General features: G+C 43.8%; 29 protein-coding genes and 1 tRNA gene. 23 read left to right on the plus strand and 7 right to left on the minus strand.

The window, feature by feature from the left end; translation table 11 throughout:
* Positions 1–65: 65 nt before the first annotated feature.
* Together NKMY2_RS10385 and NKMY2_RS10390 are read left to right on the plus strand one after the other, a co-directional pair.
* Positions 66–1,139, plus strand: coding sequence for a two-component system sensor histidine kinase NtrB (locus NKMY2_RS10385; RefSeq protein WP_076613426.1), 1,074 nt, complete (start codon positions 66–68; stop codon positions 1,137–1,139).
* 155 nt (positions 1,140–1,294) lie between these two features.
* Positions 1,295–1,762, plus strand: coding sequence for a hypothetical protein (locus NKMY2_RS10390; protein WP_052347744.1), 468 nt, complete (start codon positions 1,295–1,297; stop codon positions 1,760–1,762).
* A 19-nt stretch (positions 1,763–1,781) separates the two neighbouring features.
* Here NKMY2_RS10390 and NKMY2_RS09260 read toward each other — a convergent pair whose 3' ends face one another.
* Positions 1,782–2,159, minus strand: coding sequence for an ArsR/SmtB family transcription factor (locus NKMY2_RS09260; RefSeq protein ID WP_052347778.1), 378 nt, complete (start codon positions 2,157–2,159; stop codon positions 1,782–1,784).
* Between the two features lie 125 nt (positions 2,160–2,284).
* On the opposite strand from NKMY2_RS09260, the gene NKMY2_RS09265 reads away from it, so the two are divergent.
* Complete coding sequence (locus NKMY2_RS09265) at positions 2,285–3,016, plus strand: archaeal proteasome endopeptidase complex subunit alpha (protein WP_042687545.1); 732 nt, start codon at positions 2,285–2,287, stop codon at positions 3,014–3,016.
* A 35-nt stretch (positions 3,017–3,051) separates the two neighbouring features.
* Here the strand turns inward: NKMY2_RS09265 and NKMY2_RS09270 are convergent, their stop codons facing one another.
* Positions 3,052–3,546 (minus strand): universal stress protein, encoded by a 495-nt coding sequence (locus NKMY2_RS09270; RefSeq protein WP_238549824.1) that lies wholly within the window; start codon positions 3,544–3,546, stop codon positions 3,052–3,054.
* 393 nt (positions 3,547–3,939) lie between these two features.
* Here NKMY2_RS09270 and NKMY2_RS09275 point away from each other — a divergent pair, with 393 nt between their 5' ends.
* The 4 genes from NKMY2_RS09275 to NKMY2_RS09290 all read left to right on the plus strand — a co-directional run bounded on the left by NKMY2_RS09275 (position 3,940) and on the right by NKMY2_RS09290 (position 6,708).
* Positions 3,940–4,230: a winged helix-turn-helix domain-containing protein gene (locus NKMY2_RS09275; RefSeq protein ID WP_238549823.1), complete on the plus strand. Its 291-nt coding sequence runs from the start codon at positions 3,940–3,942 to the stop codon at positions 4,228–4,230.
* Positions 4,231–4,237: 7 nt separating this feature from the next.
* A complete protein-coding gene (locus NKMY2_RS09280; RefSeq protein ID WP_042687555.1) occupies positions 4,238–4,789 on the plus strand; it encodes an MEDS domain-containing protein in 552 nt (183 codons plus the stop codon).
* Between the two features lie 87 nt (positions 4,790–4,876).
* Positions 4,877–5,566, plus strand: a complete 690-nt coding sequence (locus tag NKMY2_RS09285) for a class I SAM-dependent methyltransferase (protein ID WP_042687558.1) — start codon at positions 4,877–4,879, stop codon at positions 5,564–5,566.
* Positions 5,563–6,708 (plus strand): MFS transporter, encoded by a 1,146-nt coding sequence (locus tag NKMY2_RS09290; protein ID WP_042687560.1) that lies wholly within the window; start codon positions 5,563–5,565, stop codon positions 6,706–6,708. Before NKMY2_RS09285 ends, NKMY2_RS09290 begins: the two co-directional genes overlap by 4 nt.
* Before the next feature lie 62 nt (positions 6,709–6,770).
* On the opposite strand, the gene NKMY2_RS10395 is transcribed toward NKMY2_RS09290, so the two are convergent.
* Together NKMY2_RS10395 and NKMY2_RS10400 are read right to left on the minus strand one after the other, a co-directional pair.
* Positions 6,771–7,295 carry a hypothetical protein gene (locus tag NKMY2_RS10395; RefSeq protein WP_157832528.1) on the minus strand — a complete coding sequence of 175 codons (525 nt, stop codon included), beginning with the start codon at positions 7,293–7,295 and terminating at the stop codon, positions 6,771–6,773.
* Between the two features lie 188 nt (positions 7,296–7,483).
* On the minus strand, positions 7,484–8,815 hold the full coding sequence (locus tag NKMY2_RS10400) for a CFI-box-CTERM domain-containing protein (protein ID WP_052347748.1): 1,332 nt from the start codon (positions 8,813–8,815) through the stop codon (positions 7,484–7,486).
* A gap of 120 nt (positions 8,816–8,935) precedes the next feature.
* On the opposite strand from NKMY2_RS10400, the gene NKMY2_RS09305 reads away from it, so the two are divergent.
* Together NKMY2_RS09305 and NKMY2_RS09310 are read left to right on the plus strand one after the other, a co-directional pair.
* Entirely contained in the window at positions 8,936–9,286 is a 351-nt protein-coding gene (locus NKMY2_RS09305) for a twin-arginine translocase TatA/TatE family subunit (protein ID WP_042687563.1), read from the plus strand.
* Positions 9,283–10,053 carry a DNA-methyltransferase gene (locus NKMY2_RS09310; RefSeq protein WP_042687567.1) on the plus strand — a complete coding sequence of 257 codons (771 nt, stop codon included), beginning with the start codon at positions 9,283–9,285 and terminating at the stop codon, positions 10,051–10,053. The genes NKMY2_RS09305 and NKMY2_RS09310 overlap by 4 nt, the downstream gene beginning before the upstream one ends.
* Before the next feature lie 49 nt (positions 10,054–10,102).
* Here NKMY2_RS09310 and NKMY2_RS09315 read toward each other — a convergent pair whose 3' ends face one another.
* Positions 10,103–10,309: a hypothetical protein gene (locus NKMY2_RS09315; RefSeq protein ID WP_042687570.1), complete on the minus strand. Its 207-nt coding sequence runs from the start codon at positions 10,307–10,309 to the stop codon at positions 10,103–10,105.
* A gap of 185 nt (positions 10,310–10,494) precedes the next feature.
* Here NKMY2_RS09315 and NKMY2_RS09320 point away from each other — a divergent pair, with 185 nt between their 5' ends.
* The 4 genes from NKMY2_RS09320 to NKMY2_RS09335 all read left to right on the plus strand — a co-directional run bounded on the left by NKMY2_RS09320 (position 10,495) and on the right by NKMY2_RS09335 (position 15,874).
* Positions 10,495–13,002 carry a DEAD/DEAH box helicase gene (locus NKMY2_RS09320; protein ID WP_042687574.1) on the plus strand — a complete coding sequence of 836 codons (2,508 nt, stop codon included), beginning with the start codon at positions 10,495–10,497 and terminating at the stop codon, positions 13,000–13,002.
* A 54-nt stretch (positions 13,003–13,056) separates the two neighbouring features.
* Positions 13,057–13,884, plus strand: a complete 828-nt coding sequence (locus NKMY2_RS09325; RefSeq protein WP_042687577.1) for an SDR family oxidoreductase — start codon at positions 13,057–13,059, stop codon at positions 13,882–13,884.
* 230 nt (positions 13,885–14,114) lie between these two features.
* Entirely contained in the window at positions 14,115–15,680 is a 1,566-nt protein-coding gene (locus NKMY2_RS09330) for a DNA topoisomerase I (protein ID WP_042687580.1), read from the plus strand.
* A 101-nt stretch (positions 15,681–15,781) separates the two neighbouring features.
* A tRNA-Met gene (locus NKMY2_RS09335) sits at positions 15,782–15,874 on the plus strand.
* Positions 15,875–16,045: 171 nt separating this feature from the next.
* Here the strand turns inward: NKMY2_RS09335 and NKMY2_RS11035 are convergent.
* Positions 16,046–16,174: a hypothetical protein gene (locus NKMY2_RS11035; protein ID WP_255347580.1), complete on the minus strand. Its 129-nt coding sequence runs from the start codon at positions 16,172–16,174 to the stop codon at positions 16,046–16,048.
* Between NKMY2_RS11035 and NKMY2_RS11040 the strand changes: the two genes are divergently transcribed.
* The 3 genes from NKMY2_RS11040 to NKMY2_RS09345 all read left to right on the plus strand — a co-directional run bounded on the left by NKMY2_RS11040 (position 16,173) and on the right by NKMY2_RS09345 (position 18,021).
* Positions 16,173–16,295: a hypothetical protein gene (locus tag NKMY2_RS11040; protein ID WP_255347582.1), complete on the plus strand. Its 123-nt coding sequence runs from the start codon at positions 16,173–16,175 to the stop codon at positions 16,293–16,295. The genes NKMY2_RS11035 and NKMY2_RS11040 overlap by 2 nt on opposite strands.
* A 407-nt stretch (positions 16,296–16,702) precedes the next feature.
* Entirely contained in the window at positions 16,703–17,617 is a 915-nt protein-coding gene (locus NKMY2_RS09340; RefSeq protein WP_052347750.1) for a matrixin family metalloprotease, read from the plus strand.
* The gene (locus tag NKMY2_RS09345; protein WP_042687583.1) at positions 17,614–18,021 is read left to right on the plus strand and encodes a response regulator; all 408 of its coding nucleotides are present in this window, start codon (positions 17,614–17,616) and stop codon (positions 18,019–18,021) included. Before NKMY2_RS09340 ends, NKMY2_RS09345 begins: the two co-directional genes overlap by 4 nt.
* 165 nt (positions 18,022–18,186) lie before the next feature.
* Here NKMY2_RS09345 and NKMY2_RS09350 read toward each other — a convergent pair whose 3' ends face one another.
* Positions 18,187–18,579 (minus strand): response regulator, encoded by a 393-nt coding sequence (locus tag NKMY2_RS09350; RefSeq protein ID WP_042687588.1) that lies wholly within the window; start codon positions 18,577–18,579, stop codon positions 18,187–18,189.
* A 272-nt stretch (positions 18,580–18,851) separates the two neighbouring features.
* Here NKMY2_RS09350 and NKMY2_RS09355 point away from each other — a divergent pair, with 272 nt between their 5' ends.
* The 7 genes from NKMY2_RS09355 (at position 18,852) to NKMY2_RS09385 (ending at position 25,504) form a co-directional block, all read left to right on the plus strand.
* The gene (locus NKMY2_RS09355; RefSeq protein ID WP_042687591.1) at positions 18,852–19,214 is read left to right on the plus strand and encodes a response regulator; all 363 of its coding nucleotides are present in this window, start codon (positions 18,852–18,854) and stop codon (positions 19,212–19,214) included.
* A gap of 390 nt (positions 19,215–19,604) precedes the next feature.
* The gene (locus NKMY2_RS09360; protein WP_042687594.1) at positions 19,605–20,042 is read left to right on the plus strand and encodes a DNA polymerase ligase N-terminal domain-containing protein; all 438 of its coding nucleotides are present in this window, start codon (positions 19,605–19,607) and stop codon (positions 20,040–20,042) included.
* Positions 20,043–20,145: 103 nt separating this feature from the next.
* Positions 20,146–20,976 carry a CBS domain-containing protein gene (locus NKMY2_RS09365; protein WP_042687597.1) on the plus strand — a complete coding sequence of 277 codons (831 nt, stop codon included), beginning with the start codon at positions 20,146–20,148 and terminating at the stop codon, positions 20,974–20,976.
* Between the two features lie 173 nt (positions 20,977–21,149).
* Positions 21,150–22,946 (plus strand): potassium transporter TrkG, encoded by a 1,797-nt coding sequence (locus tag NKMY2_RS09370; RefSeq protein ID WP_042687599.1) that lies wholly within the window; start codon positions 21,150–21,152, stop codon positions 22,944–22,946.
* A 234-nt stretch (positions 22,947–23,180) separates the two neighbouring features.
* Positions 23,181–24,344: a dienelactone hydrolase family protein gene (locus NKMY2_RS09375; protein ID WP_052347754.1), complete on the plus strand. Its 1,164-nt coding sequence runs from the start codon at positions 23,181–23,183 to the stop codon at positions 24,342–24,344.
* A 115-nt stretch (positions 24,345–24,459) separates the two neighbouring features.
* Positions 24,460–24,711 (plus strand): hypothetical protein, encoded by a 252-nt coding sequence (locus NKMY2_RS09380; protein ID WP_042687602.1) that lies wholly within the window; start codon positions 24,460–24,462, stop codon positions 24,709–24,711.
* A gap of 133 nt (positions 24,712–24,844) precedes the next feature.
* On the plus strand, positions 24,845–25,504 hold the full coding sequence (locus NKMY2_RS09385; protein ID WP_042687605.1) for a cyclin family protein: 660 nt from the start codon (positions 24,845–24,847) through the stop codon (positions 25,502–25,504).
* Positions 25,505–25,506: the final 2 nt, after the last annotated feature.

A 25,506-nucleotide genomic window follows, 5' to 3' on the forward strand; every position in this document is an offset into this window, starting at 1 on the left:
ATGAACTAAATCTGACTTTCTAAAAACACCATATTCTAATAAGAAAGTAATATCGTACAAGACACGTGTCTGGCAGGCAAGGCCAACGTAAAGAAAGCTTGGAGAAATTTCTAAACAGCGCGCCATTTATGTGGAGAAGGGTAAACACCGACGGAGTCATTCTGGATTGCAACCAAATGTATGCAGACAAGATTAATTTCTCAAAGGACGAAATCATAGGCAAGTCAATTTTTGATCATGTGTCGCAAGAAAGCGTAGCAAACTTGCAAAAAGCATTTGAGGCGTGGAAAAACGCAGGCGCAGTACACAACATGGAGATATGGCTCAAAAGAAAGGACGGCACCATATTTCCGGTTTTACTTTCAGCAGCCAACGCATATGACGAAAGTGGCGCCCTGCTTGGGAGCAACACCGTCATGATTGACATCTCAGAGATTAACGAAGAAAAGCAGGTAATCCATTGGCCAAAGATAAAGAGGCTCCAAGTAATTGGAGAGCTGACATCCCGCATATCGCATGACATCAGAAATCCGCTTGCAATGATAAAGAACGGATTAGAGATGATCAGGATTGCAGAATACCAGAACACTAGCGACAGGACAAGAGACTGGCTTGAAAGAATAGGGCGCGGGGTGGAGAGGATCAACTACCAGGTGGAAAACGTCCTAGACTATGTCAGTCCAAGGCCATTAAGACTTGTAGAATCCACAGTATCAAAGATCATAGGCGACTCAATTGAGGATGTGGCAGTTCCAGACACCGTAAAGATCCAAGTAATAGGAGACTCGGCCATACAGTGCGACACAAACAAGATTCAGATTGTTTTTGTGAACCTGATTTCAAACGCGATTCAGGCAATGAGCGGGGTTGGAGCAATAACAATTCAGACGGCCCAAGACGGAAACGAGATAAAGATCACCGTGACTGACACAGGTCCTGGAATTCCCCTAAAAAACATGAGCAAGATTTTCGATCCCCTATTCACCACGCGGCAGATAGGAACCGGGCTTGGCCTCCCAAGCTGCAAGGCCATACTGGAGCAACACGGAGGCTCAATCGAGGCAGACACGGAGCTTGGAAAATATGCGCGGTTTACAATCAGGCTGCCCAAAACGGCGTCTTTGGTTAACGGCTCGTAAATTTGCAATGCTGCACTTTCCTGTTTTTGGAGTTTCCTAAAACGGCACAAAATTGCAGGCAAGCGGTTCAGGGCAAGCACAGTCAGCGGCCATAGCTAAAGCATGTTCATAAAATACAAACTGGTCGTTATCTACATTCAAGGGCATATTACTGTGTGCAGGTAAGCGACGCCAAGGCCAAGGATGCAAAGTCAGAGTGGGAAAAGATAGACGGCGTTTCTGACGGCGAGGCCCAACTAGCAAAATATTTTTCTGTTTGCGACATTTGGAAGGAAAGCGTTCACAAGATAATCACAAAAACAGAATACCAAACGCCAATTTATCTTCAGGCCTACAGCATGATGCACTCAGAGTTTCTGCATTCCATTGACAATTTGTTTGGCACGTGCTATATCTGGCAGAAGAGGTACTTTGACAGAATGGGAATTGATCAAAGAGTCATCGATGCGTACGGCGAGCTTTGCGAAAAAAGCACTAGCGGCGTAATGGAGTGGATGGATGCATATGCAAATTATAAAAAATTCCAAGCTGACCTTGCTATTGACTATATGAAAATTGGAAACAACTATCTTCACTGGTGGATAGACATGTACGGTAAGACGGTGTCTTTTTGGAATTTTTAGATCAGCACAAGCGCAAACTTTACAGATAAACCTTTTTTGCGTTTAGCTTTCGCTCCAGTTTTGTCGCAACTTCGTCTAGCGCAAGAATGTTTACCTCAAGATAGTTCGAAAGGTAAAACAGTGCGCCGTATTTTCCCCCCAGTTTGGCAACGAGGTTGTTTTTCTCCAGCACCTCAAGATGGTGCTGAATTGCCTTGTAGTCCAAGTTCATTTCAGATGCAATCTGATTTGTGTTAAGCGGCCTGTCAGACAGCAGGGATATTATTTTCAGTCTTGTGTGGCCGCCCCGCGTTCCTGTGAACACGTACAGCAAGAGTCGCCTTGCATCTCGATCAGGGGTGTGCGAAATTGCAGCAGATCGCGTCCTTGCCAGATTTCGTATATCAACTAGCTCCATGTGAAATACAGAGCCGCGCAATTGCATAAAACACTATTTCCAAATCCGCCCCAGATCTCACCCAAAACAATGAGGCTTGGAAAGCAACTAACGCTTAAATTGACAACGGGGTTAGCTGAGTCATTATGATGCCAGCACGCGGCTACGACATGACGCCTACAATGTATTCGCCGGACGGAAGGATATACCAAGTAGAGTATGCCATCGAGACCGTAAAGCGAGGAACGCTTGCAATAGGCATCAAGGCAAAAGACGGCGTAATCATGGCAGTAGAGGAGATCCCGCGAAAGCTCCAGTCAGCTGGGGTCACGCAGAAAATATTCCAAGTTGACGACCACATAGGAGTCGCGGCAGCAGGCTACATTCCAGACGCAAGAACCCAGGTGGACGACGCGCGCACCTTTTCTCAGAGCCACAAGCTCATTTACGATGAGCAGGTAGACGTAGAAACAGTTGCAAAGCATCTGGCAGACAAGTGCCACCAGTACACCCAGTATTCAGGGGTAAGACCGTTTGGCGTAGCACTCATCGTTGCAGGGGTAGACCAGCGGGGGCACATCATCTATGTGACAGATCCTAGCGGAACGTTTCTTTCATATGCGGCAGTGGCAATAGGCGCAGGCTCTGAAGACGTAAACTCGTTTTTGGAAAAGAACTACAAAGACGACATGTCAATTGAGGAGGCATCAGCACTTGCAATTGCGGCAATAGACATGAAAGGCGAGCAAAAGGAAGAATCAAAGCACATCAAGATGGCAAAAATCACCGACAGCAAGAAAACGCTTGAGAAAATCTCAGACGCAGACGTGGAAAGATACGCCAAGGTTGCAAAAGAAAAGTATCCAAAATCATCCTAGCCTTACCAGCCATTTCACGCAATGATCTGCAAGAATCATTTTACCAATATTACGGGGCATTTAGCTCGCTGTACAAGTTCGATTGCAACACTGCCCATCATGAACCGCCTTGGGCCTTCCCTTGCCCTTGTCCCCATCACGATAAGGTCCACCTTTTGTTGGGCTGAAAACGCAAGCAGTGAGTCCGAAATGTGATTGGAAAGAATCAGGTCAGACTTGGTTTTTACCCCAAATCTTTCTGCAGTCTTGTGCAGGACCTGAAACAAGGACTGCATTTGCTTTATTTTGTTTCGCTCGATTATCGTTTGGTGGCTCGCCATGTCAAGAAACGAGCTTGACATTATGCTGCTGTATATTACCGTGATTAGCGAAATTTTGGAATTGTATTTCTTGGCAAGGTCCAGTGCAAGCTCAAAGGCACGGTATGAAATCTGCGACTCGTCAAAGGGCACCAGTATGTGCTTGATTAGCGATGGCGAGACTTCCCTGCACTCAGGCATCGCAGGGCAGACAATCTGGGTATCTTGCATCAACAGAATAGTTTGGACTAATTTTCTTATATTCAGGAGTTTGTTCTTTTTCAAACAACAGGTTTCCGTCGCATTTGTTTGGCTCCAAATGCAGTCATTTTCAGGCAAGAGCAGTCAAAATTAGACCCCCGCGCACCTAATCATTCAGTTATCATTTGACGACTTGACTCAACCGCAGACGCCAAATTAGTACGCACTTCCTACCTAATTAACAAGCTAAATAGGGCAACTGACAACATACTTGCAAATGATGCTGCCTAGAGATTGCTTGCGGGCGACAAATAAATTTACATTTTACCAAAAATCTTATAGTATTATGAAACAGATCCAGCGTGAATTGAAATTCAGATTAATGGAAGTTAACACTTCGGGCGCATCGGCTATGGTGGGATCATGATGGCAAAGCAGCAGTACCGCTCAGAAATAGGAATACTCAACGACATTTTGGGCGTAATTGCAGACTCGGGGAGAAACGGAATCATGATATCGGCAATAACCAAAGCGGCAAACGTCTCGCACAGCTCGGTAAACGAAAAATGCCAAAAGCTTGTTGACGCAAACCTTGTAAATGCAGTCAAGGACGGCAGGGGGAACACTTTTTTCATAACAGAGAAGGGGATGATTTTCCTTGAGCAGTTGCGCAGATTTACCCAAACTATGAAATCAATGAACATCAGGTACTGAGAAATTCTTGACACAAAACGAAAGCGAGCCGGCAAAATTCATACGAGAGTTAAAGGACAAATCTAGCCTGCTCGTATTTTATGACAACCAAAGCTACGCCAAGTCGCTTGGGTTCCTTTTCTTGGACATAGGGCTGAGGAGCGGTCACATGTGCCTTTATCTTTCGTGCGAGGCCACACATAACGTGGAGGCAGACATGGCCTCTGCTGGAATCGACGTGGCCGGCTACAAGGCAAGCAACAGCCTGAAAATTCACAACATAACTAATCACAGAAAGGATCAGATCTCCAAACTAATTGAAGAGTTTGTGAAAAACGCAAAAGAGCATTCGCGAATAATATTGCAGCACGACAGGTTCACCAGGGCACAGCAGCAGGATCTATTGTCACTTGAAGAATACATCCAGACACTCTTTGAGAAGCACGACATCTCTGTCCTGAAAATATACAACACGGAATTTTTGGACAATGCCAAATTCATGCAGCAGATAATCAACATGCACGAGTATACGATTTTTGCGCCGGACTTTGGAAAGGGAATCGTGATCAAAATGAAATGACACTTTGGAATTTCATCACACCAGACTGGGCTTTTGCACGGTTCCGGAGGATTAATACAAATTATAGCTGATTAGTACCTAGTACTAATGGGTCTTGGAAGCTATTGGGGAGAGGTAATCGAGGTCCTGCGGCAGATAATCCCGATTTATGACAAGGTAAACAAGTACATCTCCCTTGGAAAGGATACGGAGCACAGGAACAGGGGGATAAATGGAAGAGTAAATCCAGGGGACTCGATATTGGATGCAGGCTCCGGCTTTGGGAACATGTCAAGGACTGCAGAAAAAATCTGCGGCGGCAAACTTGCCATTACACTTTACGACCCGCTTGTTCCGATGCTGAAAAACACGAGCACGTATTTTCAAAAAACTCCAGACCTGTCGTGCGGGGTCTTTGAGCACATACCGTTCAAGGACGGGCAGTTTGACGCAGTCCTGTGCGGGTACTCGCTGCGGGATGCAATAAATCTCAGAATTGCAATTTCAGAAATTCACCGGGTTTTAAAAAACGGTGGCCGCTTTGTTATAGTTGATTTGGGAAAGCCAGACAGCGCATTAATCCGCGCAGGCGTTTCGTTTTATCTCAGAGTTATTTTGCCAATCATTGCGTTTGCAGTAGGCGGCAGGCTCGGACTAAAGTTCGGGACCTTGCACGGGACGTTTAAGAGGTGGCCGCAAAACAAAAAGCTCGAATCGCTGATCTTAGAAAAGTTCTCCCGCGTCGAATTTGACACGGATCTAATGGGCGGCGCAATAATGGTTGCAGCATACAAATGAACAGAACACTAGTCCTTGTAAACATCACGGCCATTTTGATTGGCACCTCCTACGGGATGCACAATCCGCTTGTTCCCATATTTGCAAAAAACGAGCTCGGGGCATCGTATGCAGACTTGGGGTTGATTGGCCTTGCAAACTTTATCCCGTACATATTCATCCCGGTTTTTGTAGGGGCTCTGCTTGGAAGATTCAACAACGGAAGAATCCTGTCACTTGGAATCATCATAAACTCGTCGTCAGTGTACCTGCTTGCGCTTGCAAGGTCTGTCCCAGAGGTAATGGCATTTAGGGCAATGACTGGCGTGGCGCACGCGTTTTTCTGGCCCCCTGCAGAATCAATCATATCAAACGCAAGCACGCCCGAGTCCCGCATAAAGAACATCGCAAGGTTCACGGGGTTTTTTGTCAGCGGGTTTATGATTGGCCCGCTAATAGGGTCGTTTCTCCTCGAGGGGATGGATGCGTCATACAGGCTCTTGTTCCAGATTGCAACGTTTGTCCTTGCGTCATCCATAATATTTTCAATCAAGGTTGCACAAAATCACACGCCGCTGCCCCACTCCAAGTTTTCGTTTTCAGGAATCATGGAGATGACCAAGTTTCCTCACGTGATTGCAATTTTGATTTACTGCGCTTCATCGTTTGGGATGATCCTGGCAATACATCCTGCATTTCTAAACGACCGTCACATGTCGGCAACTGCAATAGAAATACTGTATTTCGTGTTTGGTGTTTCGCGCGTCATAACGCTTGCACTGGCAGAAAGACTTGCAAGGCACATTACAAGAACCATGGTCTCCTCAACCCTTTGCATTTCGGCAGGACTCTTGCTGTCGTTTTTTTCAGAATCCATCATACAGTTTGGGATAGCGATGGCAATCATGGGATTTGGGTTTAGTGTGATTTTCCCGTTCACCCTTGAGATAATCCTAAGAAAGGTCAGGCGGGAAACGTCAGGCGTGATAATTGGCGCGTACGAGACCACGTTTGGGATTGGGTGGGCAGTCGGCCCAATAGCATCAGGCCTGATATCAGAGTTCTCAGGAAACGCAATCCCGTACTTGGTGTTCTTTGGGGCAGGGATTGGAATTTCTGCAATGACTGCGATAAAAAGAAAGTCGCTAGAACAGGCATCCTAGTTTGCACGTTTTTATAAAATCAGCGATTTTGATCTGATACGGTTAACGGCGGTTACTTCAGATTACTTGTCAGACATCTTCTTGTCCAACATTAGTTTGTCGGACATTTTCTTGTCAGACATTAGTTTATCAAACATTATCTTGTCAGACATTAGTTTATCTGACATTTTCTTGTTAGATACCATTTTATCATAAGTTTTACTATCAGACATCATCCTATCGTACATTTTATTGTCAGATATCATTTTTTCAAACGTTCTCTTGTCAGACATTGCCTTCTTCTCAGATATCATTTTGTCAAACATTTTACTGTCATACATCATTTTACCAATTACCTTTCTGTCGGACATTTTTTTGTCGTATACTTTGTTGTGGGATGTTTTTTTATCGTACATTTTATTGTCAGATGTCACTTTATCAGACGTGGGGTATGGTTTTGCAGGACACAGTCCGTCGCCGCAAACTTTGGATACTTTTAGGTTACTTGTGACCACGGGGTCTGCCGCAACGGTTTGGACGGAGAAAAACATCATGGAAATCATGGCGATCACGGTAGGAAGTACAAGGACTCGCTTCACAGTTGCCATGCAGTCTGTTTGCATGCAATGCTATTAAGCCGCGCTTACGTTTGTGTTAGTTTTATGGATGAGTTTGTCAGTATGATTGACTAATCTGTCACCTAGGTCAGGATGATTAGAAAAACACGCCTGAAACTGGCAGCCAACTAATCAGCGTGTTTTTTTACAAAAGATCAAGGCGCAGATTTGACGTGCCTTTACGCAAGTCGCTTTCTAATCTTCAGTATGACAAACGCAGGAAGTGCAAAGTACATTCCGATATTTAGCAGAATTACCCCTATTCCGTATCCGAGCAGTTCCTGTTCTGAGTCGATGTTTGCATAGTTCAGAATTGACAGTGAGGATAGCAGCGGTGTCAGCGCGGCCTTTGTCGCTTCTTTGAACAGTGGGCTTTGCCTTTCCCAGTCAGCCACAGCGGGGCTAAACGAATAGTAAAATGCGTTAAATCCGTCCATAAATGCAGAGCCGAAATTTGTCCTGTACAGCATGCCGTCGCGCAACTCCCTTAGGTTCTGCACTTGGGGCGCAAGCTCCGTCCCGTATGCTGCAGTAGCTACAAGGCATCCGCCTCCGCTCTTTTGCTCGACTACACAGACCCCGTCTTGAAGAACGGTTCCCTCGCCACACACCCCAACTATCGGCTGGGGCTCTGGCAGTCCCACCACCTCATAGATCGTCTGCCCTGGGAAGTACCTGTCAAACCATTCCTTGAACGCCAAATCGCTGTTGTATCTGTCAACATATGTCTGAGGGTCTTTTGACGGGTCTGGAAATCCCGGAACTGTTGCCGGCGTCTTTGCAGGATCAGGCAGCCCCACTACATCATAGATCGATTCGCCTGGGAAGTACCTGTCAAACCATTCCTTGAACGCAGGTTCATTTTTGTATCTGTCAACATACGTCTGAGGGTCTTTTTTAGGATCTGGAAATCCCGGTATGACTGTTTTTGGTTTTTCTTGCGGCTCAGGCTCTGTCGTCTTTGGCTCCTCAGTCTTTGGGGTTTCTGTCTTTGGTGGTTCAGTTGTCGGCGGCTGTAACGGCGGTGTCGTGGGTGTTGTCGGTGTCGTGGGTGTAGTTGGCGTTGTAGGTGTAGTTGTAGTTGAGGACTTTCCTTTCATCAAGTCGGCTGCAGACGGGCTGACAGGGGAACCATCGGCAGAATAATCAAATAGCGTGAACTTGCCTTTGTAGTTTGGCTCTGCGTCATAAAACGCAGTTGCGTTGTAAACCCCCTTTTGTGCAAACTTGGTAGAATATTTCTCCAAAGAGGTGTCCACAGGATTAATTTTTAATATTCCGTCTGAATCAGACGTACCGCCAAGCAGTGTGACAAACTGGCCATTGGGGCCGTAAATCTTGATTGAGACCATTTTGTTTGCATGTTCGGAATCGGTTGTGCCGCTAAAGGTAATCTTGTCTCCCTTTTTGTATGCCATCTTGTCTGTTTGAAGCGTCTGAATCACGGCAAATGCAGGAGAAACTGCCATGCTTACTACCAACAGTGACAGGACTAGTGCTAGTGTTTTCAACCCTATGAAATGGAATCAGGCGTTAGGATCTTTAACTAGATTGTGCATAATTGTGCAGTGGTTGCTGGACAGATCTAGACTAGTGCCAAACTTTATTTTTCGACAGGTGAAAAATCAACCATGCAGGATTACGCCCTTAACATCTTGGGAAGCGAGTGGGTAATCATAGTACTTGTGGCCCTAATCGTGCTTTTTGGTACAAACAAGATCCCAGACGTGGCAAAAAAGCTTGGACGGACAGTCGGCGAATACAACAGGGCAAAGGAGGAGATTCAAAACCAAATCTCAGGAATCACAAACGCAAACCTCAACATAACAAATCCCGTGCAAAACGAAAGGCAGAAGCTGGAGGCAATGGCAAAGTCACTTGGCATTGACTTTGCAGCAAAGACAGACGACGAGATAAAAAAGGCAGTATCGGAAAAAATGCCAAAAAACGACCCCGGCCAAAAGGACAAAAAGCAGTCTTGAAAAACATTTCATTTAACAGGATTTACAACACGAACTGTATTGATGGAATGAAATCCATTTTGCCAAACAAAATAGATCTCATAGTGACAGACCCGCCGTTTGCAATCGACTTTAAGGCAACCAGGCAAAACTACAACAGGACTGCGTCAAGGGTGATGCAGGGGTACAACGAGATCAAGCAAAAGGACTATTACGATTTCACATTCCAGTGGATGTCAGAGGCATTTAGAATTCTGAAAAAATCCGGAAGCATGTATGTTTTTTCTGGGTGGAACAACCTCAAGGACATCTTAAACGCGCTAGACAGCGTCGGATTTACCACGATAAACCACATAATTTGGAAATACCAGTTTGGCGTAGTCACGTCAAGAAAATACGTCACGTCGCACTACCACTGCATCTATGTTTGCAAGGACGAGAAAAAAAGAAAGTTCTACCCGTTTGTGAGATTCAAAAAGACAGACAGGACTCAAGACGGGCACAGCCTCCACTACAGGGACAAGGAAGACGTCTGGGAAATAAAGCGCGAGTACTGGACTGGCGACAAAAAGACCCCGACCAAACTACCTGCGGAAATCATAAAAAAAATTCTCCAGTATTCCTCAAAGACTGGGGACGTGGTGTTTGATCCTTTCCTGGGCTCAGGACAGGTTGCAGTGGTAAGCAAGATGCTAAAGCGCAAGTATGTCGGATTTGAAATCGTCCCTGAATACTATGATTTTGCCAAGAACAGGCTAGATAGGAACCAGTACCGGCTCAAAGCATGATACAAAAAGAGTAGGGAGATTTCGGACTAGGCGTCCTGTCGGTCTCCGTTTATCTATATTCCATTTTTGCCTTTATGCGTTTGACTTCGCCCATCTCTTCTCTGAGATGTTTTGCCAGCAATGTTTCTGATTCCTTCTTGTGCTTCCAATAGGCGTTCAGAACCGCTTGCCTTGTCTTTGCATGTTTTATGGCAGACTGGTATTTTTTGTGAATTGCAGCTACGCCTCTTGCGTAGCTTCCTGCACTACTTCCCATGAGACGTAGGGGATGATCATTATACATAACTAGGCGAAGTTTACCATATTGTCATATTTACTGAGTTAAGGTTGACTAGATCCAATGGGTATGTTATTCCCCAATAGACCAAATGCATGACCCCAAACTAGCACCACCGTACCACCAAACGATAAATCCATACCATACCTAAGAGGGTGGAAGACATGAAGTATTCCTGCCCAAAGTGCAAGTCGGCACTTGAGATCCAAAAGACGTTCAACAAAAAATACATGATAACGTGCAAGTGCGGCCTTGAGGACCTAGTCGAGTTTGCAAAAAACATGGACGAGGTGTACCTGGAGTTCTTGGCAAGGTACGACGATGGGTCCACTCCGGGCAAAAAGCAGCTAAAGGCAGAGCTAAAAGAATCAGGAATAATCCGCGACGAATCTGAGATAAAGAAGATGATCGGAAATGCCTCCCCAGATCCCATAACAAAGGAGGTGCTTTATTCAAAAAAAGACTACATCTCATATTACAAGGCAGTGACAAGCCCGCCGCCAGAAATGGGAAGTCCAGTCGAGGACTTGGGGCTAGATGACGGAATGACAAGATACCTGCGTGAAAAGGGCATCACTCAGTTCTACAGATTCCAGGAAGAGGCAATACGGGAGATAATTTTCGGCCAGAACGTTGTAATTACTGCGCCAACTGCGTCTGGAAAGACAGAGGCATTTGCCATCCCAGTGATACAGAAAGTTGCAAGCGACAGCAGTAAGGGGGGAATACTTGCGATATTTGTGTACCCTACAAAGGCACTTGCCCGGGACCAGATCCCAAAGATCATGGAAATTGCAAAAAGCGTCGGCGTCTTGGCAGACGTCTTTGACGGCGACACAAAGGAATCAGAGCGGGCAAAAATCATTGACTTCCCTCCCCAGATAATAGTTACAAATTTTGACGTCTTGCACTATCACATGATGTACAGGACAAAGTTTGCGTCCGCATGTACCACTGCAAAGTTCCTAGTGGTGGACGAGGCGCACGTGTACTCTGGCATATTTGGCTCAAACGTGCACTATATCATAAAGCGCCTCAAACGAATCTGCAAGAAAATCCAGTTTGTCGCATCGTCTGCCACCTTGGATAACGCAAAAGAGTTTTGCGAGGATCTCTTTGGCGCAAAGATGGACCTCATACAGGGCTCCGGAAAAAAAGGCGAGACGGATTTGGTCATGATATTTCCGTCGCTTAGGACCCAGAGGGCGCTCATGATCGACCTGCTTGAAAAACTGACATCAAAGAAGCACAAGACAATGGTGTTTTCAAATTCGCATCTAAACTCTGAGCTAATAGCGATGCAGGCAAGAAAAAAGAAGATAGACATCAAGGTGCACCGAGCTGGGCTGATGGCAAACTATAGGAACTTTGTAGAAAGGTCATTCAAGGAGGACAGGCTTTCTGCAATATCGTGCACCCCAACACTTGAGCTTGGAATAGACGTAGGAAACGTTGACGGCGTGATATCGTCCACCATCCCGATCAACAGGTTGCTCCAGAGAATAGGGAGGGCTGCAAGAAAGGGGCAGCGGGGATTTGCTTTTTTGGCGCTTGGAAATGATCCGATTTCACAGTACTACAAGAACCACCCTGACAACTATTTTGAGGACGTAGAGCAGACATACATCGATCCAAAAAATCCGTTTGTGGAGGAGTTCCAAGTGCTTGCAATGGCGTGCGACAAGCCAATTGCCATGCACGAGATGGCAGAGCATTCAGAGGCGATAAGAAAACATGTAGAGTCGGGAAGACTGGTTTTGCAGGAAAACCGGTATGTCCCCAACTATCCTGCCATAAAGGACATGCAAAGTGAATACAGCATACGCGGGATTGGAAAGTCAATTGATATTTTCCTAAACGAGAAAAAGGTAGGCGACAGGGTCCTCCCGATGGCACTAGAGGAATTGCACGAGTCTGCAATCTATTTTCTTGCAGGAATGCGCTACAAGGTAAAGGAGTTCGATTATCCGAAAAAACAGTTTGCAAAGATTGTTTCCATCCCGCGGAACTACCCGTACTATACAAGGGCGCTTACCGAGGAATGGCCTACAATTGAGACAATATACGAGAAAAGGAGGGCATTTGGTGCAGAGGTCTGCTTTTGCAAGCTGCATATCCAAAAGAAGGTATACGGTTATGTCAACATCGAGCTTGGGCAGGAGGTGACCCAGGGACAAAAGATCCTCCTTGAGAATCCGCTAGAATACGACTTTGTGACAAAGGGAATCGTGATACACGCGCCAAGGCCTACAGACGAGATGAAAAAGTCAGAAAACTCTGAATACACGGAGGCAAGCGGGTACCACGCGACAGAGCACATCATAATTGAGGGAAGCAACATGGTGACAGGCGGAGTGTCGCAGGACTTGGGCGGAATATCGCTTGGAACGTCTGGGCTAATTTTCATCTATGACGGGGCAATAGGCGGAAATGGCGCAAGCAAGGCACTGTACGACAGGCTGGAAAAAGCACTAGAGCGCAGCCTGCACATCGTAAAGGAGTGCCCGTGCACAAACGAGGCAGGATGCCCCCGCTGCACGTTCTCGTACAGATGCGGGAACAACAACGAATTCTTGCACAAAAAGGCCTCAAACGAGATACTGCAGAGAATCAACGACGGCGAAATCACAGACATCATAGAGCCAACAGAGGGAGATAGGCCGCTGGTATAATTTGCAAGGCAAGTGATTTTACAATTAATTAAGAACCACAAACAAACACTACACATGGAAAAAGTTGCCCTGGTTACTGGATGCTCAAGCGGAATAGGGCTAGAGACCGCACTAGGACTTGCACGTGACGGCTACTTTACGTATGCGTCAATGCGCAACACATCCAAGTCGTCTAAAATTGAGCAGGCCGCAAAAAAAGAAAACCTCACTCTAAAGGTAATCCAGCTAGACGTCGATGACAAGGACTCGATAAAAAACGCAGTGTCACAGATAGTCAAGGAGAAAAACAGGCTGGACGTTCTGGTAAACAATGCAGGATATGGAATTTTCGGATGTCTTGAGGATATTTCAGTTGAGGAGTTAAAGGAACAGTTTGAGACGAATTTTTTTGGGGCGGTAAGACTGATTCACGAGGTTGCGCCAATCATGAGAAATCAAAAGGCGGGCACAATTGTGAATGTGAGCTCTGTCGCCGGAAGAATAGGATTTCCTGGCTCACCTGCTTACATTAGCTCAAAGTTTGCACTAGAGGGGCTAAGCGAGTGCATGAGGTACGAGATGGCGCCGTTTGGAATAAACACCATAATCATTGAACCGGGAGTGATAAAGACAAACTTTCTTGATTCCATGAGAATGCCAAAGAGCCCAAGGCCTGACTCGCCGTACAAGGAGCTCACAGACAAGGTGGTTGGCGGGATCAAGATGATGGCGCAGATGGGAACCCCTCCAAAAGAAGTGGCAGACACGATAGTTCGGGTGCTAAAGGAGAAAAACCCGCTTCCAAGATACCCGGTAGGAAATGACGCTGCAATGTTCCTTGAGGCAAAAAAGATGAAAACTGACATCGAGTTTGAGAACTATCTCAAAAAAGAACTGTTCTAGATCAGATTTTAGGCATTTATTCAAAATAAAAACCGCGCACATCAGATGGTTTTTTTGTAAATGTACGTTACCCCCTAAATTCTAAAATTTCACAGATTTTTATAAAAAAGGCGGGCATACTGAACAGATAATTTGACAGGATGAGATTCGGCAAAAGCCACCAGTGGTTAAATTGATATATGCTAGATAACGAGTTTTTATCAAAGTCTGCAATTTAGGCATGATAAATTATGAAATGGAAAACACTACAACACAATGGGATAATATTTCCGCCTGATTACGAGCCAAAGGGGTTTACGATCAAGATAAAGGGCCAGCCAGTAAAGCTTGACGCAAACCAGGAGGAGATGGCATACCAGTGGGCAAAGAAAAAGGACACGCCGTATGTCAAGGACGCAGTTTTTCAAAAGAACTTTGTTGCGGACTTTGCTGCCACGTTTGGCGGCAAGTTCAAGGGATTGAGCATTTCTGATATCGATTTTACCGAGGCATTCAAGCTAGTGGACAAGGAAAAGTCCTCCCGTGAACTGATGACAAAGGAGGAGAAAAAATCAATCGCGCAAAAAAGAAAGGAGCTGCGAGAAAAGATGAAAGGAATCTACGGAAAGGCGATACTTGACGGACATGAGGTGGAGGTTGCAAACTACATGGCAGAGCCGCCTGGAATTTTCATAGGGAGGGGAGATCACCCGATGAGGGGAAAGTGGAAGCCGAAGATCACTCATAGGGACGTAATTCTGAATTTAGGCAAGGAGGCAAAGGTCCCTCCAGGAGACTGGAAAAAAATAGTGCATGAACACGATTCCATGTGGCTTGCGTGTTGGACCGATGTTCTTTCTGAGAAGATAAAGTACGTGTGGCTTGCAGACACGGCAGGACTCAAGCAGGAGCGAGACATGGCAAAATACGACAAGGCTGCAAAGCTTGGAAAAGAGATCAAAAAGATAGAGGACGCCATCACAAAAGGAATGAACAGTAAGGACCCAAAGGTCAGCCGCATTGCAACTGTTTGCTATATCATTTACAGGACATCGATGAGAGTCGGAGACGAAAAGGACCCTGACGAGGCAGACACCGTCGGTGCCACAACACTCCGAAAGGAGCACGTAAAGCTTGAAGATGACAAGATTCACTTTGACTTTTTGGGAAAAGACAGTGTCAGATGGCAGGAAACCATACGTGCCGAGGGAAACGACAAGTCGCTGTATGAAAACCTGAAGAAACTGACTGCAAACAAGAGCCCAAAGGACGAGATCTTTCACGACATCACGTCAAGGCACGTAAACGCGTTTTTGGGCGGAATAGTAAAGGGCCTGACTGCAAAGGTCTTCAGAACATACCTTGCCACGACACAGGTGAAGAACTATCTCAAGGACAAGCTTGACGTAAAGGGAAAAAGCGAGACTGAGAAACTATACATTGCAAAAATGGCAAACCTGCAGGCCGCAATGATGTGCAACCACAAGAGGACCATCCCGAAGAACTTTGAGGAGACGCTGCAAAAGAAAAGAGAGACCCTGAAAAATCTTGAAAAGGTAAAGGTAAAAACAGACAAGCAAAAAGAGCGCCTAAAGGAAAGGGCGAAAAAACTCGAGCTTGCAATCACGCTCACAGAGCAGACAAAGGACTACAACTTGGGAACGTCGCTTCGCAACTATATCGACCCACGCGTATTCAAGGCTTGGACAGACGAGGTAAAAGCAGAGTGGGAAAAACTCTACACCACTTCGCTTCAGAGAAAATTCCTCTGGGTAAAAAACGTAAACACCAGTTGGAAAGAAATAATGTCCCAGTAATTTTTTGAACCAGATCACATTTTTCAGATTTTGCCAAAACCTGCCTGAACCAAAATAATTGTAGAATCATTTAATTGCGCCATGAAATTAGGCGTTTTTGTGCCGGGGTAGCTCAGCCTGGTTAGAGTGCCAGTCTCCAGCAAAGGGCATTACTCATAATCTGGAGGTCGTGGGTTCAAAACCCACCCCCGGCAGACACTCTTTTTTTAATATCCCCTGCAGGTTTTGATCATTTGCAGGGTTTGAACGGATAGTAAATCCACTAGGTTGGAATTAATCTCGAATCTAGTGAGAACCAGTAACCATTTTGGACTAATTTTAGACCCAGATTATGCGTAAAATGGATGGATTTTGGATTCTGAGCATTATGGATTCTTTCTTTTTCTATCCACAAGCAAAACTACCCCACCAGCAATTTGGACGATTATTCCCGTTATGAAGTCGAATCTGCCTATGACAAAAACAACATAGTAAAATCCCTCTATTGAGCGCATGGTCGAAGAATCTGTCTTGCCAAACCAATCACTTACAAACGAAATAAAAAAGGAAAACCCAAAAAGAACTAGAAAATATCCAGTATCAGAATTACAAAACCGCGTTTCACGTGTTTTATGATTGAGTCTTCTCAAGGTGTGCTACAGAATGTCGCTATTTTGGTATTTTTAGAAAGTGATTAAACGGTAAGTCACCCTACTTGTTTCATGATCTTTCTAAAAATGATAAGAAGGTAATACTGTATGAAACCACGAAATAATGATAGGCGTAGTTTAGTACATTTTTGCGAAGAAAATTGCGGAAGGCTATAAAGTTTTGCCTATCCAGTTTAGACAGATAACTGCTGTTATGTGTTGAACGAACATAATATGCATGATCAAGTTTTTTGTTGTTAAAAAAAATGTAAACTGCAAAAAAGAAAGCATTGCAATAAACACACCGTCAATTACCTATATGACAATTAAGAATTCACACAAATTTACAGATGCAGTATTTTTAGGATCTGAAGAATTGGTGAGATATTAAACTTGGAACAAGAGAGAATGATAGATCTTGAGCAGCAAAAGATCATATTTGCACACATAACCAAAATAATGAAAAACAGAATCGAAGTACTTGAAAACCAGAGAAACATCGCATCATACGCACTAGCTGCAAAAATCGCATCCGAGTCAGGCACAAAGACATTAAAAAAACGAATCAATCTCAGAACCATTTGCTGTATAGCCATATGTACAATTATGGCGTCTGGATCCGTTATCGCAATTACTCAGTTAAAGTCAGATGAAGTTGTAACACCATTCAAGACAAGATACATGGTAGAAAATCTTAATGGGGATACCGTAGACACGTGGAAATTTTGGAAAATCGATGCAGAGTCCACGCTGGTTGTAAATATTGTAAACTCGGGCATTGTTGACGAGCGCAAAATAAAGTCGATAAAAGACGCCATTCTTTCAACGGACAAAATAATCATAGACGATTCTATCACTCACAAGGGACTAGGCACCAGCTCAACTTACTTTGCCGGGTGGAGGGGAGCACTGGAGGAATCTTCGATGATAAAAACAGAATACGCGATACCGATCAAGTTCAAAATAATTGAATCTGAGTCTGAAATAGGAAACATAATCATAAAACTATCTACGCTAAAAGACCAGGACGGCTATTCGGGATTTACAAAGTCAACAGTCGATGGGAATGAAATCCTCAAGTCGCAGATTATCATCTATGATGCAGATGGTATTTCTGATGAGGGACTAGCGGCAATAGTAAGGCATGAGTTCGGTCATGCGATTGGTCTTGGTCATTCGACAGCCCCTGAGGACTTAATGGCACCTACAATAAACATGCAGATTCCATACATTTCTGAATGCGATACAGACGCAGTTTCTCAGCTGTATGATGGGGTGGCAATGGACAAAACGGTGTGCATGAAATGATAAAAAACGCAAATTTGACTGCAATTATTGTGGATGATGACTATAACACGGTCGTAACTTTTACTGATTTTCTCCAGTTTAATGGAATAAGGGTGGTAGGGACTGGGTCCACAGGAAGAGACGCCGTAAAGATGTACGAGAAACTGCGGCCAAGCGTGGTTTTTCTGGATGTAATGATGCCCAAACCATACGACGGGTTTTATGCGCTCGAAAACATTAGAAAAACAAACCCAGATGCCATAGTAATCATGATCACGGCGGATCTTACAGAGCAGACAGAAGACAGATTGAGGCAGCTATGCGCTTCCGCTATCGTGTACAAGCCTTTTGACATTAAAAGAATCTTGCAGATATTAGATGGGTTACTGGCAAAAAATATCAGAATTGCAAAAATTAACGCATGATAGAAAACTTGTTTTTGGTTATTGAGACTGGAAATCTTGATTTGGGATGCTTAAAACGCACCACGGAATCTTTCATTGTATGGGTAAAAGATTAGTTTTATTCTGCCTAGATAGAATCTAGACTAAAAACCTGCAAACAAACCCGTCTGGCATTAATTACAGATCTTATCGTTGTCGCAAAACCTTGTTGATTACCAATCCGACATTGCTTCTGTCAAATGGCTTTACGATATAATCTCGTGCCCCAATCTTCATTGCATCCTGAACAATTTGCTTTTGCTCAATAGATGTGACCATTATCACCTTTGCAACGAGATCAATTTTCATAATAGCGCGTAACGCTTGAATGCCGTCAGCTCTTGGCATGTTCACATCCATAGTTACAAGATCTGGTTTGTGTGCCTGATATGCCTTTACTCCTTCAATGCCATCTGCTGCCTCGATTACCTCGGTAGCAAGGCCATTTCCTTTGACAATATCCTTTAAGACGGTTCTCATAAAGGAGGCATCATCGACTACTAGGATTTCTTTTCTTGTGAAACTACACTCATCAGCTATCCTCTCGACAATTTTTTTATTGTAGGTGAATCGTAAATGATTTGAAAGAATCCTAATTTTACATGCATTTGTGTCAGGTTCATGACAGGGTATTTTATCGTTTGATAATAATGTCTAGTATGTTTACAGTGATCACAGACAATGAAAATTTTAAAACCATGAAAACTTTTCTGGTATCAAATTGGAATCATTAGAGTCGTTAGCTCTTATCTATTTCAACTTCAATTCATCGAAGTTGGTATGTTATTAACTAATTTTTTTACATTTGATGGATGACTAGTGCAATCGTGATTGATGATGACCGAGATACCGTCGAGGTTTTTGTCGACTATTTGAAAATATTAAACGTAAATGTCTTGACAAGAGGTTACTGCGGAAAAGACGCAGTCGAACTGTATGAGAGACATAGACCAGACATGGTATTTTTGGATCTTATGATGGCAGATTATGATGGGTTTTACGCACTGGAACGAATCAGAAAAATCAATCCCGATGCAAAGGTGATAGTCGTGACAGCAGACTTGAGAAGCGATATCGAGATGAAACTGTCGGCACTGAAGCCAACAGAAGTGGTTTTCAAGCCGTTTGCCCCAGAAATACTTGAAGAAATAGTCAAAAAGTATAAGAGCGCATGACTGGCGTTTAGTGAAATTTTGAAGTATAGGTTCATTTTTGATTGCAGATATTAAAATCCTAATTTGGGCTTTCTTAGCACACTACAGATTAGTATCGGTCCCACCTAGACCCGATACGATTTGGGTCTTATTTTGGATCCAAATTCTTCTAGACTCACTTGAAAGTAAGTAATGTTGTATACTTTTGAAAGATTTGAACTTTTGTCAAAATGCTTTGCTTGGGATGACAAAATGTAGGGTTTCGCGCTTTTCGCACATAACTCACCCCGGTAGACATTCTTTTTTAGTCCACACAGACGCAGTAGAGGAGTGTTGAGCCAAAAACTCGTCTCAGGGGAAATGATATCCGTAACTACGAGTACCAAATGAGGTGAGCGCAGGGACCAGTTAATGTCGGAAATTACTGAAAGCTTTTGCAATGACATAGTAAAACAATATGATTCTAGAAAGATGGTAAGACCGGTCTACGTAATACAAGAACATCATGCATCAAGATTGCACTGGGATTTGAGATTCGAGTTTGACGGAGTATTGAAAAGTTGGGCTTTACCAAAAACACCCCCAACAAAAGAGGGAGAAAAAAGACTGGCAGTGTCTGTCCCTGATCACCCAGTACAATACGCCTTGTTTGAAGGGCAAATTCCAGAGGGGAATTATGGCGCAGGATCAGTGAAAATTTGGGATAGGGGGACGTTTGAGACAGTAGAAAATGAACCAAAAAAGTTGGTCCTGAACATAAAGGGCGAAAAACTCCAAGGAAAATACTGCTTATTGCATTTTAAGCCTCGAGAAAATAATTGGTTATTTTTCAAGTTAAAAACTGCATAATTTCAATTTGAAAAAACCAACACAGGAAAATTTTGCTCGATTTACGAAAATCAAACAAGAAAATCATCAAGTTTCTTATTAACACAAAATCACACTGATTCGTATGCAGGTAAAGGAATTAGCGAAAAAACCGATTGGGATCCTAAAACATTCTACAATGTCAGATGTCATCAAAAAATTACTCGAAAATCACATAAGCAGGCTAGTTGTTCTTGACTCTGGAAATCCTGTTGGAATAATTTCTCAAAAAGATGTCGGATTTTTCTTGTTCAACGACTCTACAAAATACGGCCTTGACAAGATACCACTTTCTAGCATCATGAACGACATAGAATACGTTGATGGAAGCACAACAGTTGAAAAATGCGCAAAAACACTCATTGATAAAAAAATCAGCTCATTATGCGTCAAGGAAAACAGCCAACTGGGCATTTTTACAAAGACTGATCTTGCAACGTATTACTCAAAAAACTATTCGAAAAAACACAAAGTAGTCGATTTTATGACCCATGACTACATATCGACTCATAACGCAACTCCACTTTTCAAGGTGGTAAGAAAAATGCTTGAGCACAGAATCTCAAGAATAATTACTAAAAGCCAAAATGAGCAACCTGCAGGCATACTCTCGTTTAAAGATCTATTCAGAATATCCCTGGAACTGGGCAATGAAGAAGACGATGAAGGATTCACGTTGTCAGATCAGATAAGGAGAGGATTTTTGTCAGAAAAGGGCTTTGGAAGTATATCATTGGCAAAAGACGTAATGTCTAAAGAAATCCTTACTGTAAAATTCAGCGATGATCTCGAGAATGCTTGTAAAATAATGCTAAACAACAACGTGAGCGGTCTTGCAGTTATTGATGGAAATGGTGGTGTTACAGGCATGATCAGCAAAACCGATGTCATAAGAGCATTATCTTCTATGAATTGAACGGACCCTTTTCACAGTACGAATATTTTTCATCAGGATAGTTTTTCATACAAATGGAATTATTCCAAATGCGAAGCGCGTGCCCACGCATTATTTAAAACCATAATTTCCACTGAAGATAAAGCTGCACATAACATTAATCAGTGACCAATATTGGCGTTGAGTTGATCTAGTTGCCAAAATCTCCAGATCTCTCCACCCATCTCAATCAGGTAGTCAAATCCTATGCAAATCCAGATGTGGTAAAGCTTGCAGAGTCAGCCATCATCCCAGTTGCATGCAAGCAAATGGTCAAGGCAAACATAGACGAAATCATAGTAATTGACAAAAACGAAAATCCGATTGGTCTAGTAACAGATGAGGATGTCCTAAAAAAGACATCAGAGGCATTTATCAACCCTGCAAAAACCACCTTGGGAGACATTATGACGTTTCCAGTAATCACCATAAATCAAAACAAGACTCTTTCAGATGCCTTGGAGCAGATGCATCAATACAAGGTAAGAAAGCTTGTTGTGGTGTCAGGCGAAAACATGATTGTCGGCATGTTGTACAAAAATACCATCATCAGTCTTATGAAGAATCATCTGGCGGCAAAGCACGAAAAACACTCCTCGTTTTGGACCATAATTTGGAATCTAGGGATAGTGCTGCAGTTTGCAGGAGTCCTGATGTTTATTCCAGCAGTGATTGCCACCATACTGTGGGAGACCGTTCCGGCTACTGGAATCTACCTAATGTCCACATTGCTATTCATGACAGGGTTTTTCATGAACACGTACGGAGAGAGGCGGCCCCTAAAACTAAGAGACGTGGCAATTTTGGTTTTTGTGAGCTTTATGCTGCTTGTACTGTTTGGCACCATACCCCACTTGCTAGTAGTCCCACATGACGCTGCAAAGCCGCTAGAACACTTTGCGAACAGCTTCTTTGAGAGCGCAGCTGGCTTTACCACAGGAGGACTGTCGCTGATCACTACACCAGAAGATCTTCCGCAGAGCTTTACTTTCTATCGAAGCTACACTCAGTTCGTGGGAGGGCTAAGCTTCGTTTACCTGATAGTTACGACGTTTTTTCCAGAGCACAAGATACGCACGATGCGCAGTTTTATTTCGGGCAGAGTTCCCCAGTTGCGCGAGCTATTAATCACAATCACGATTCTGTTCTCAATTTACATCACAATCATAGCCGTTGCGCTGTTTTATCTGGGAGAGAGAAACTTGATCGATAATTTTGCCTTGGCGATGAGCGCAGTATCCACAGGAGGCTGGATTCCCAATTCGCAAATTTTGGCAGGACTGACCATTCCAGAACACACCGTAATCATAGCAGGAATGATTCTTGGCGCACTTCCGTTTGGATTTCACTATGCGTTTGTCAGAACTAAATTCATGTCGATTAACATAAGCAAAGAGGTTGCACTATACTTTGCAATCATGGTGGCTGCAACGACTATCTTTTTGCTTTCGATGAATGTCGGTTCAATGGATAGCATATTCAATATTATTTCAGCCAGCACGACTACTGGTTTTCAGACAATCAATCTACAAAACCTCAATCCCGTAGCTGGAATCATAATTACTGTTGCGATGTTGATTGGCGGGTGCGGATTCTCAACTGCCGGAGGCCTGAAAGTTTTCAGGCTGATCAACCTTGCAGGCATAAGAAATCTATTTAGAAAGAATCTAACGCGGTCAGACAAAAACGAGATAATTACCGCGTTGATACTTGCCATTTCGTTTCCCACAATCCCATTGTTTGTTGCAAACCACATGCAATCTTTGGGATATGATTTTGAAGACTCGTATTTTGATGCGGTTTCCGCCCTTACTACCACAGGACTGGGGACTGGCACGGTGACTGCAAGCTTGGACTCTTTCACAATTACGATGTTTTCATTTTTGATGATTTTGGGTAGAATTGAGATCATATTGTTGCTCTACATGTTTGTACCAAAATTGATTCCGTAGTTTGAAAATACAAAAAATATGACTGATCATCGTGACACGATATCTCACAACCATTAAAATGAAAATTGTCCTAAATGCAAAGCAAAAGATACATCATATTTAATAGTGATTTAGGCATACTTTCCATATGGACTGGTTCTTTCTTTTAGTTACAATTGTTCACGAATGCTCAAAGCTGCATCCATGAGTCACGTTGCAGGCAAACTCTTGTTCAAACATTTAACGAGAGACAGTATGATTCAAAAAAATCACATTCTTACAATCAGCCTGATTGCCGGATTTTTGCTAATATCAACATCGATTCAAGTTCAATCAGAATATTTAGAGTCGGTCACCCAACAAAATACCTCGCCACGTGAAATAGTCTATGAAAACGGACACCATGACCATACCAGCATGATCACGCTAGTCGATGCAGAGTCACAAAACCCAGTGGCAGAGCTAGAAGAAAGCTTTGACATTGAGGGAAAAGAGACTACGGAGACGCACGGGCACAGCATTGCGTATTTTCCTCCCCCGCTCCAGCAAATCAGAAACGGGGTAAAAGCAACAGATGTGACATGCACTGAGGGACAGGAGCTTGTCTTAAAACAATCAAACGGCCAGCCAGCTTGCGTCAAGCCGTCAAGTGTCGCAAAATTAATCGAGCGAGGCTGGGCAATCCACGTCTTGCCAGATTATGTAAAAGATGAAAACAACAACTCTGTCGCATTTTCGGTAGGAGAATACACGGTTCAAACAGAATCAGTAAACTATTTTCAAAACGCTCAAGGATACCTGGCTAGGCCCACCGCAGACGGAGAATTTCCGGCAGTCGTGATGATCCATGAGAATCTCGGCATAACCGACAACATCAAAGAGATGGCCAAAAAGCTTGCATCGCACGGATACATTGTATTGGCAGTTGACCTGTATGACGGCAAGGTTGCAACAACCACAGACGAGGCGCGAGTCATACTTGGCACCTTTGAGCAGCAGCAGTGGACTGACAACATGAATTCTGCAGTCAGATACCTTGAGGAAAGATTTGACGTCGAGTCCATAGGGTCAATCGGGTGGTGCTTTGGAGGAGGCCAGTCACTCAACCTTGCCCTGAACAATTCAGGCATGGATGCAACTGTAATCTATTACGGCCGGCTTGTGACTGATCCTTCCGCACTATCAAAGATAACATGGCCGGTTTTGGGAATATTTGCAGGACTGGACACTGGAATTCCGGAAGAAACAGTCAGGGAATTTGAATCGGTCCTAAATGACCTTGGCATTGAAAACGAAATCATCATTTATCCTGGAGTAAAGCACGCGTTTGCAAACCCATCAGGTGACAGGTATGCACCTGAGGAATCAAAGGACGCCTGGGAGAAGACACTTGGCTTTTTTGAGGCAAGCCTGAAATGAGAAAAGTTTTTGCGCTATACATAGCAGCTGCTGCGGCAACGGCAATTGGCGGAATAATACACCTAACCATGGCCCAAACTCGCTAGGAAACAACGTCAATGTCAGGATACTGTTCTTGGTCGGCGGCATTGCCCAGGTGTTTTGGGTCGTTCCAATGGTGCGCAGATGGGGCATTCCGTGGTACGGAGTAGGGATTGGAGGAAACGCGGTCTTTTTTGCAATTTGGGCAATCACAAGAATTCCCGGCAACCCAATAACAGGGAGGGGCGGCTCCATTAGCCAGAACGCAATACTAGTCGAGTCGGCACAAATTGCATATATCGTGATTACGGTTGCAGTCATACTGTATGAGTTAAAAAAGAAATGAAAACAGCGAGGTCAGTCTACAAACAATACTCCATATCACATATTGATGAAATGAGACTTTAGAATCAGAACAGATAACAAGAAAGCAAAACGATTTGATGGTTTAATAGATCAACACTTAGTCAAGCCTAATTGTGAGCACAGTAACAATAACATGTATTCATTCACCAACAGATGTTGACGGAGAACATGTTTGCATCGACTGCGGGGAAGTGCTCGGCTACTCAGAGGTACAGAGCGTCAATGCCTGGCAGACGCATGATGTTGGCAATTTTAACAAAAATGGAATGAGTTGGATCATACTAAAGCTGGCAGACAATCTCAACTTACCGCAATATGCGACGCAGACCATTATGCGAATTTCCCTAAAACTTGTAAAACATGGAATAACAAAGAAAAAGGCAATATTTTTTGCAACAACGCATGCATGCAGGATTCATAAAATACCAAGACTGTTATCTGAAATTTTTTACGAGTTGGAGAAATCGACTGGAAAAACTACGCAAAAGTCAGAACAGTCACTCTTTAAGATGCTCAACAGAATTGCAAAGAAAACCGATACATACATCTCGATTCAGCCCCCAGACAAGGAGTATTATCTGCAAGCATATCTTGCAAAAATTCAGGACATCATAGTAAAAGAGACCAATTCCAGATACTTTGAGTTAATCAGAACCCGCTCTGTCCGCAATCTCAGTATGACAAAAGCAGACCCAAGTACGGCTGCAAGAAAAGCAATTTTGGCATGCACGAGCAGCATACTCCAGTCAAAGGTAAAGCAGGTTCTTGCGTGATA

Origin of the sequence: Candidatus Nitrosotenuis chungbukensis (assembly GCF_000685395.1) — an archaeon.
In the GTDB taxonomy this organism is placed as follows: Archaea; Thermoproteota; Nitrososphaeria; order Nitrososphaerales; family Nitrosopumilaceae; genus Nitrosotenuis; species Nitrosotenuis chungbukensis.

Bases quoted from the DNA above. Each gene is read 5' to 3' on its own strand.
- NKMY2_RS09260 (WP_052347778.1), bottom strand. From the start codon at position 2,159: ATGGAGCTAGTTGATATACGAAATCTGGCAAGGACGCGATCTGCTGCA.
- NKMY2_RS09265 (WP_042687545.1), top strand. From the start codon at position 2,285: ATGATGCCAGCACGCGGCTACGACATGACGCCTACAATGTATTCGCCG.
- NKMY2_RS09270 (WP_238549824.1), bottom strand. From the start codon at position 3,546: ATGCAAGATACCCAGATTGTCTGCCCTGCGATGCCTGAGTGCAGGGAA.
- NKMY2_RS09275 (WP_238549823.1), top strand. From the start codon at position 3,940: ATGATGGCAAAGCAGCAGTACCGCTCAGAAATAGGAATACTCAACGAC.
- NKMY2_RS09285 (WP_042687558.1), top strand. From the start codon at position 4,877: ATGGGTCTTGGAAGCTATTGGGGAGAGGTAATCGAGGTCCTGCGGCAG.
- NKMY2_RS09290 (WP_042687560.1), top strand. From the start codon at position 5,563: ATGAACAGAACACTAGTCCTTGTAAACATCACGGCCATTTTGATTGGC.
- NKMY2_RS10395 (WP_157832528.1), bottom strand. From the start codon at position 7,295: ATGGCAACTGTGAAGCGAGTCCTTGTACTTCCTACCGTGATCGCCATG.
- NKMY2_RS09305 (WP_042687563.1), top strand. From the start codon at position 8,936: ATGCAGGATTACGCCCTTAACATCTTGGGAAGCGAGTGGGTAATCATA.
- NKMY2_RS09315 (WP_042687570.1), bottom strand. From the start codon at position 10,309: ATGGGAAGTAGTGCAGGAAGCTACGCAAGAGGCGTAGCTGCAATTCAC.
- NKMY2_RS09320 (WP_042687574.1), top strand. From the start codon at position 10,495: ATGAAGTATTCCTGCCCAAAGTGCAAGTCGGCACTTGAGATCCAAAAG.
- NKMY2_RS09325 (WP_042687577.1), top strand. From the start codon at position 13,057: ATGGAAAAAGTTGCCCTGGTTACTGGATGCTCAAGCGGAATAGGGCTA.
- NKMY2_RS09330 (WP_042687580.1), top strand. From the start codon at position 14,115: ATGAAATGGAAAACACTACAACACAATGGGATAATATTTCCGCCTGAT.
- NKMY2_RS11040 (WP_255347582.1), top strand. From the start codon at position 16,173: ATGGTCGAAGAATCTGTCTTGCCAAACCAATCACTTACAAACGAAATA.
- NKMY2_RS11035 (WP_255347580.1), bottom strand. From the start codon at position 16,174: ATGCGCTCAATAGAGGGATTTTACTATGTTGTTTTTGTCATAGGCAGA.
- NKMY2_RS09345 (WP_042687583.1), top strand. From the start codon at position 17,614: ATGATAAAAAACGCAAATTTGACTGCAATTATTGTGGATGATGACTAT.
- NKMY2_RS09355 (WP_042687591.1), top strand. From the start codon at position 18,852: ATGACTAGTGCAATCGTGATTGATGATGACCGAGATACCGTCGAGGTT.
- NKMY2_RS09360 (WP_042687594.1), top strand. From the start codon at position 19,605: ATGTCGGAAATTACTGAAAGCTTTTGCAATGACATAGTAAAACAATAT.
- NKMY2_RS09365 (WP_042687597.1), top strand. From the start codon at position 20,146: ATGCAGGTAAAGGAATTAGCGAAAAAACCGATTGGGATCCTAAAACAT.
- NKMY2_RS09375 (WP_052347754.1), top strand. From the start codon at position 23,181: ATGATTCAAAAAAATCACATTCTTACAATCAGCCTGATTGCCGGATTT.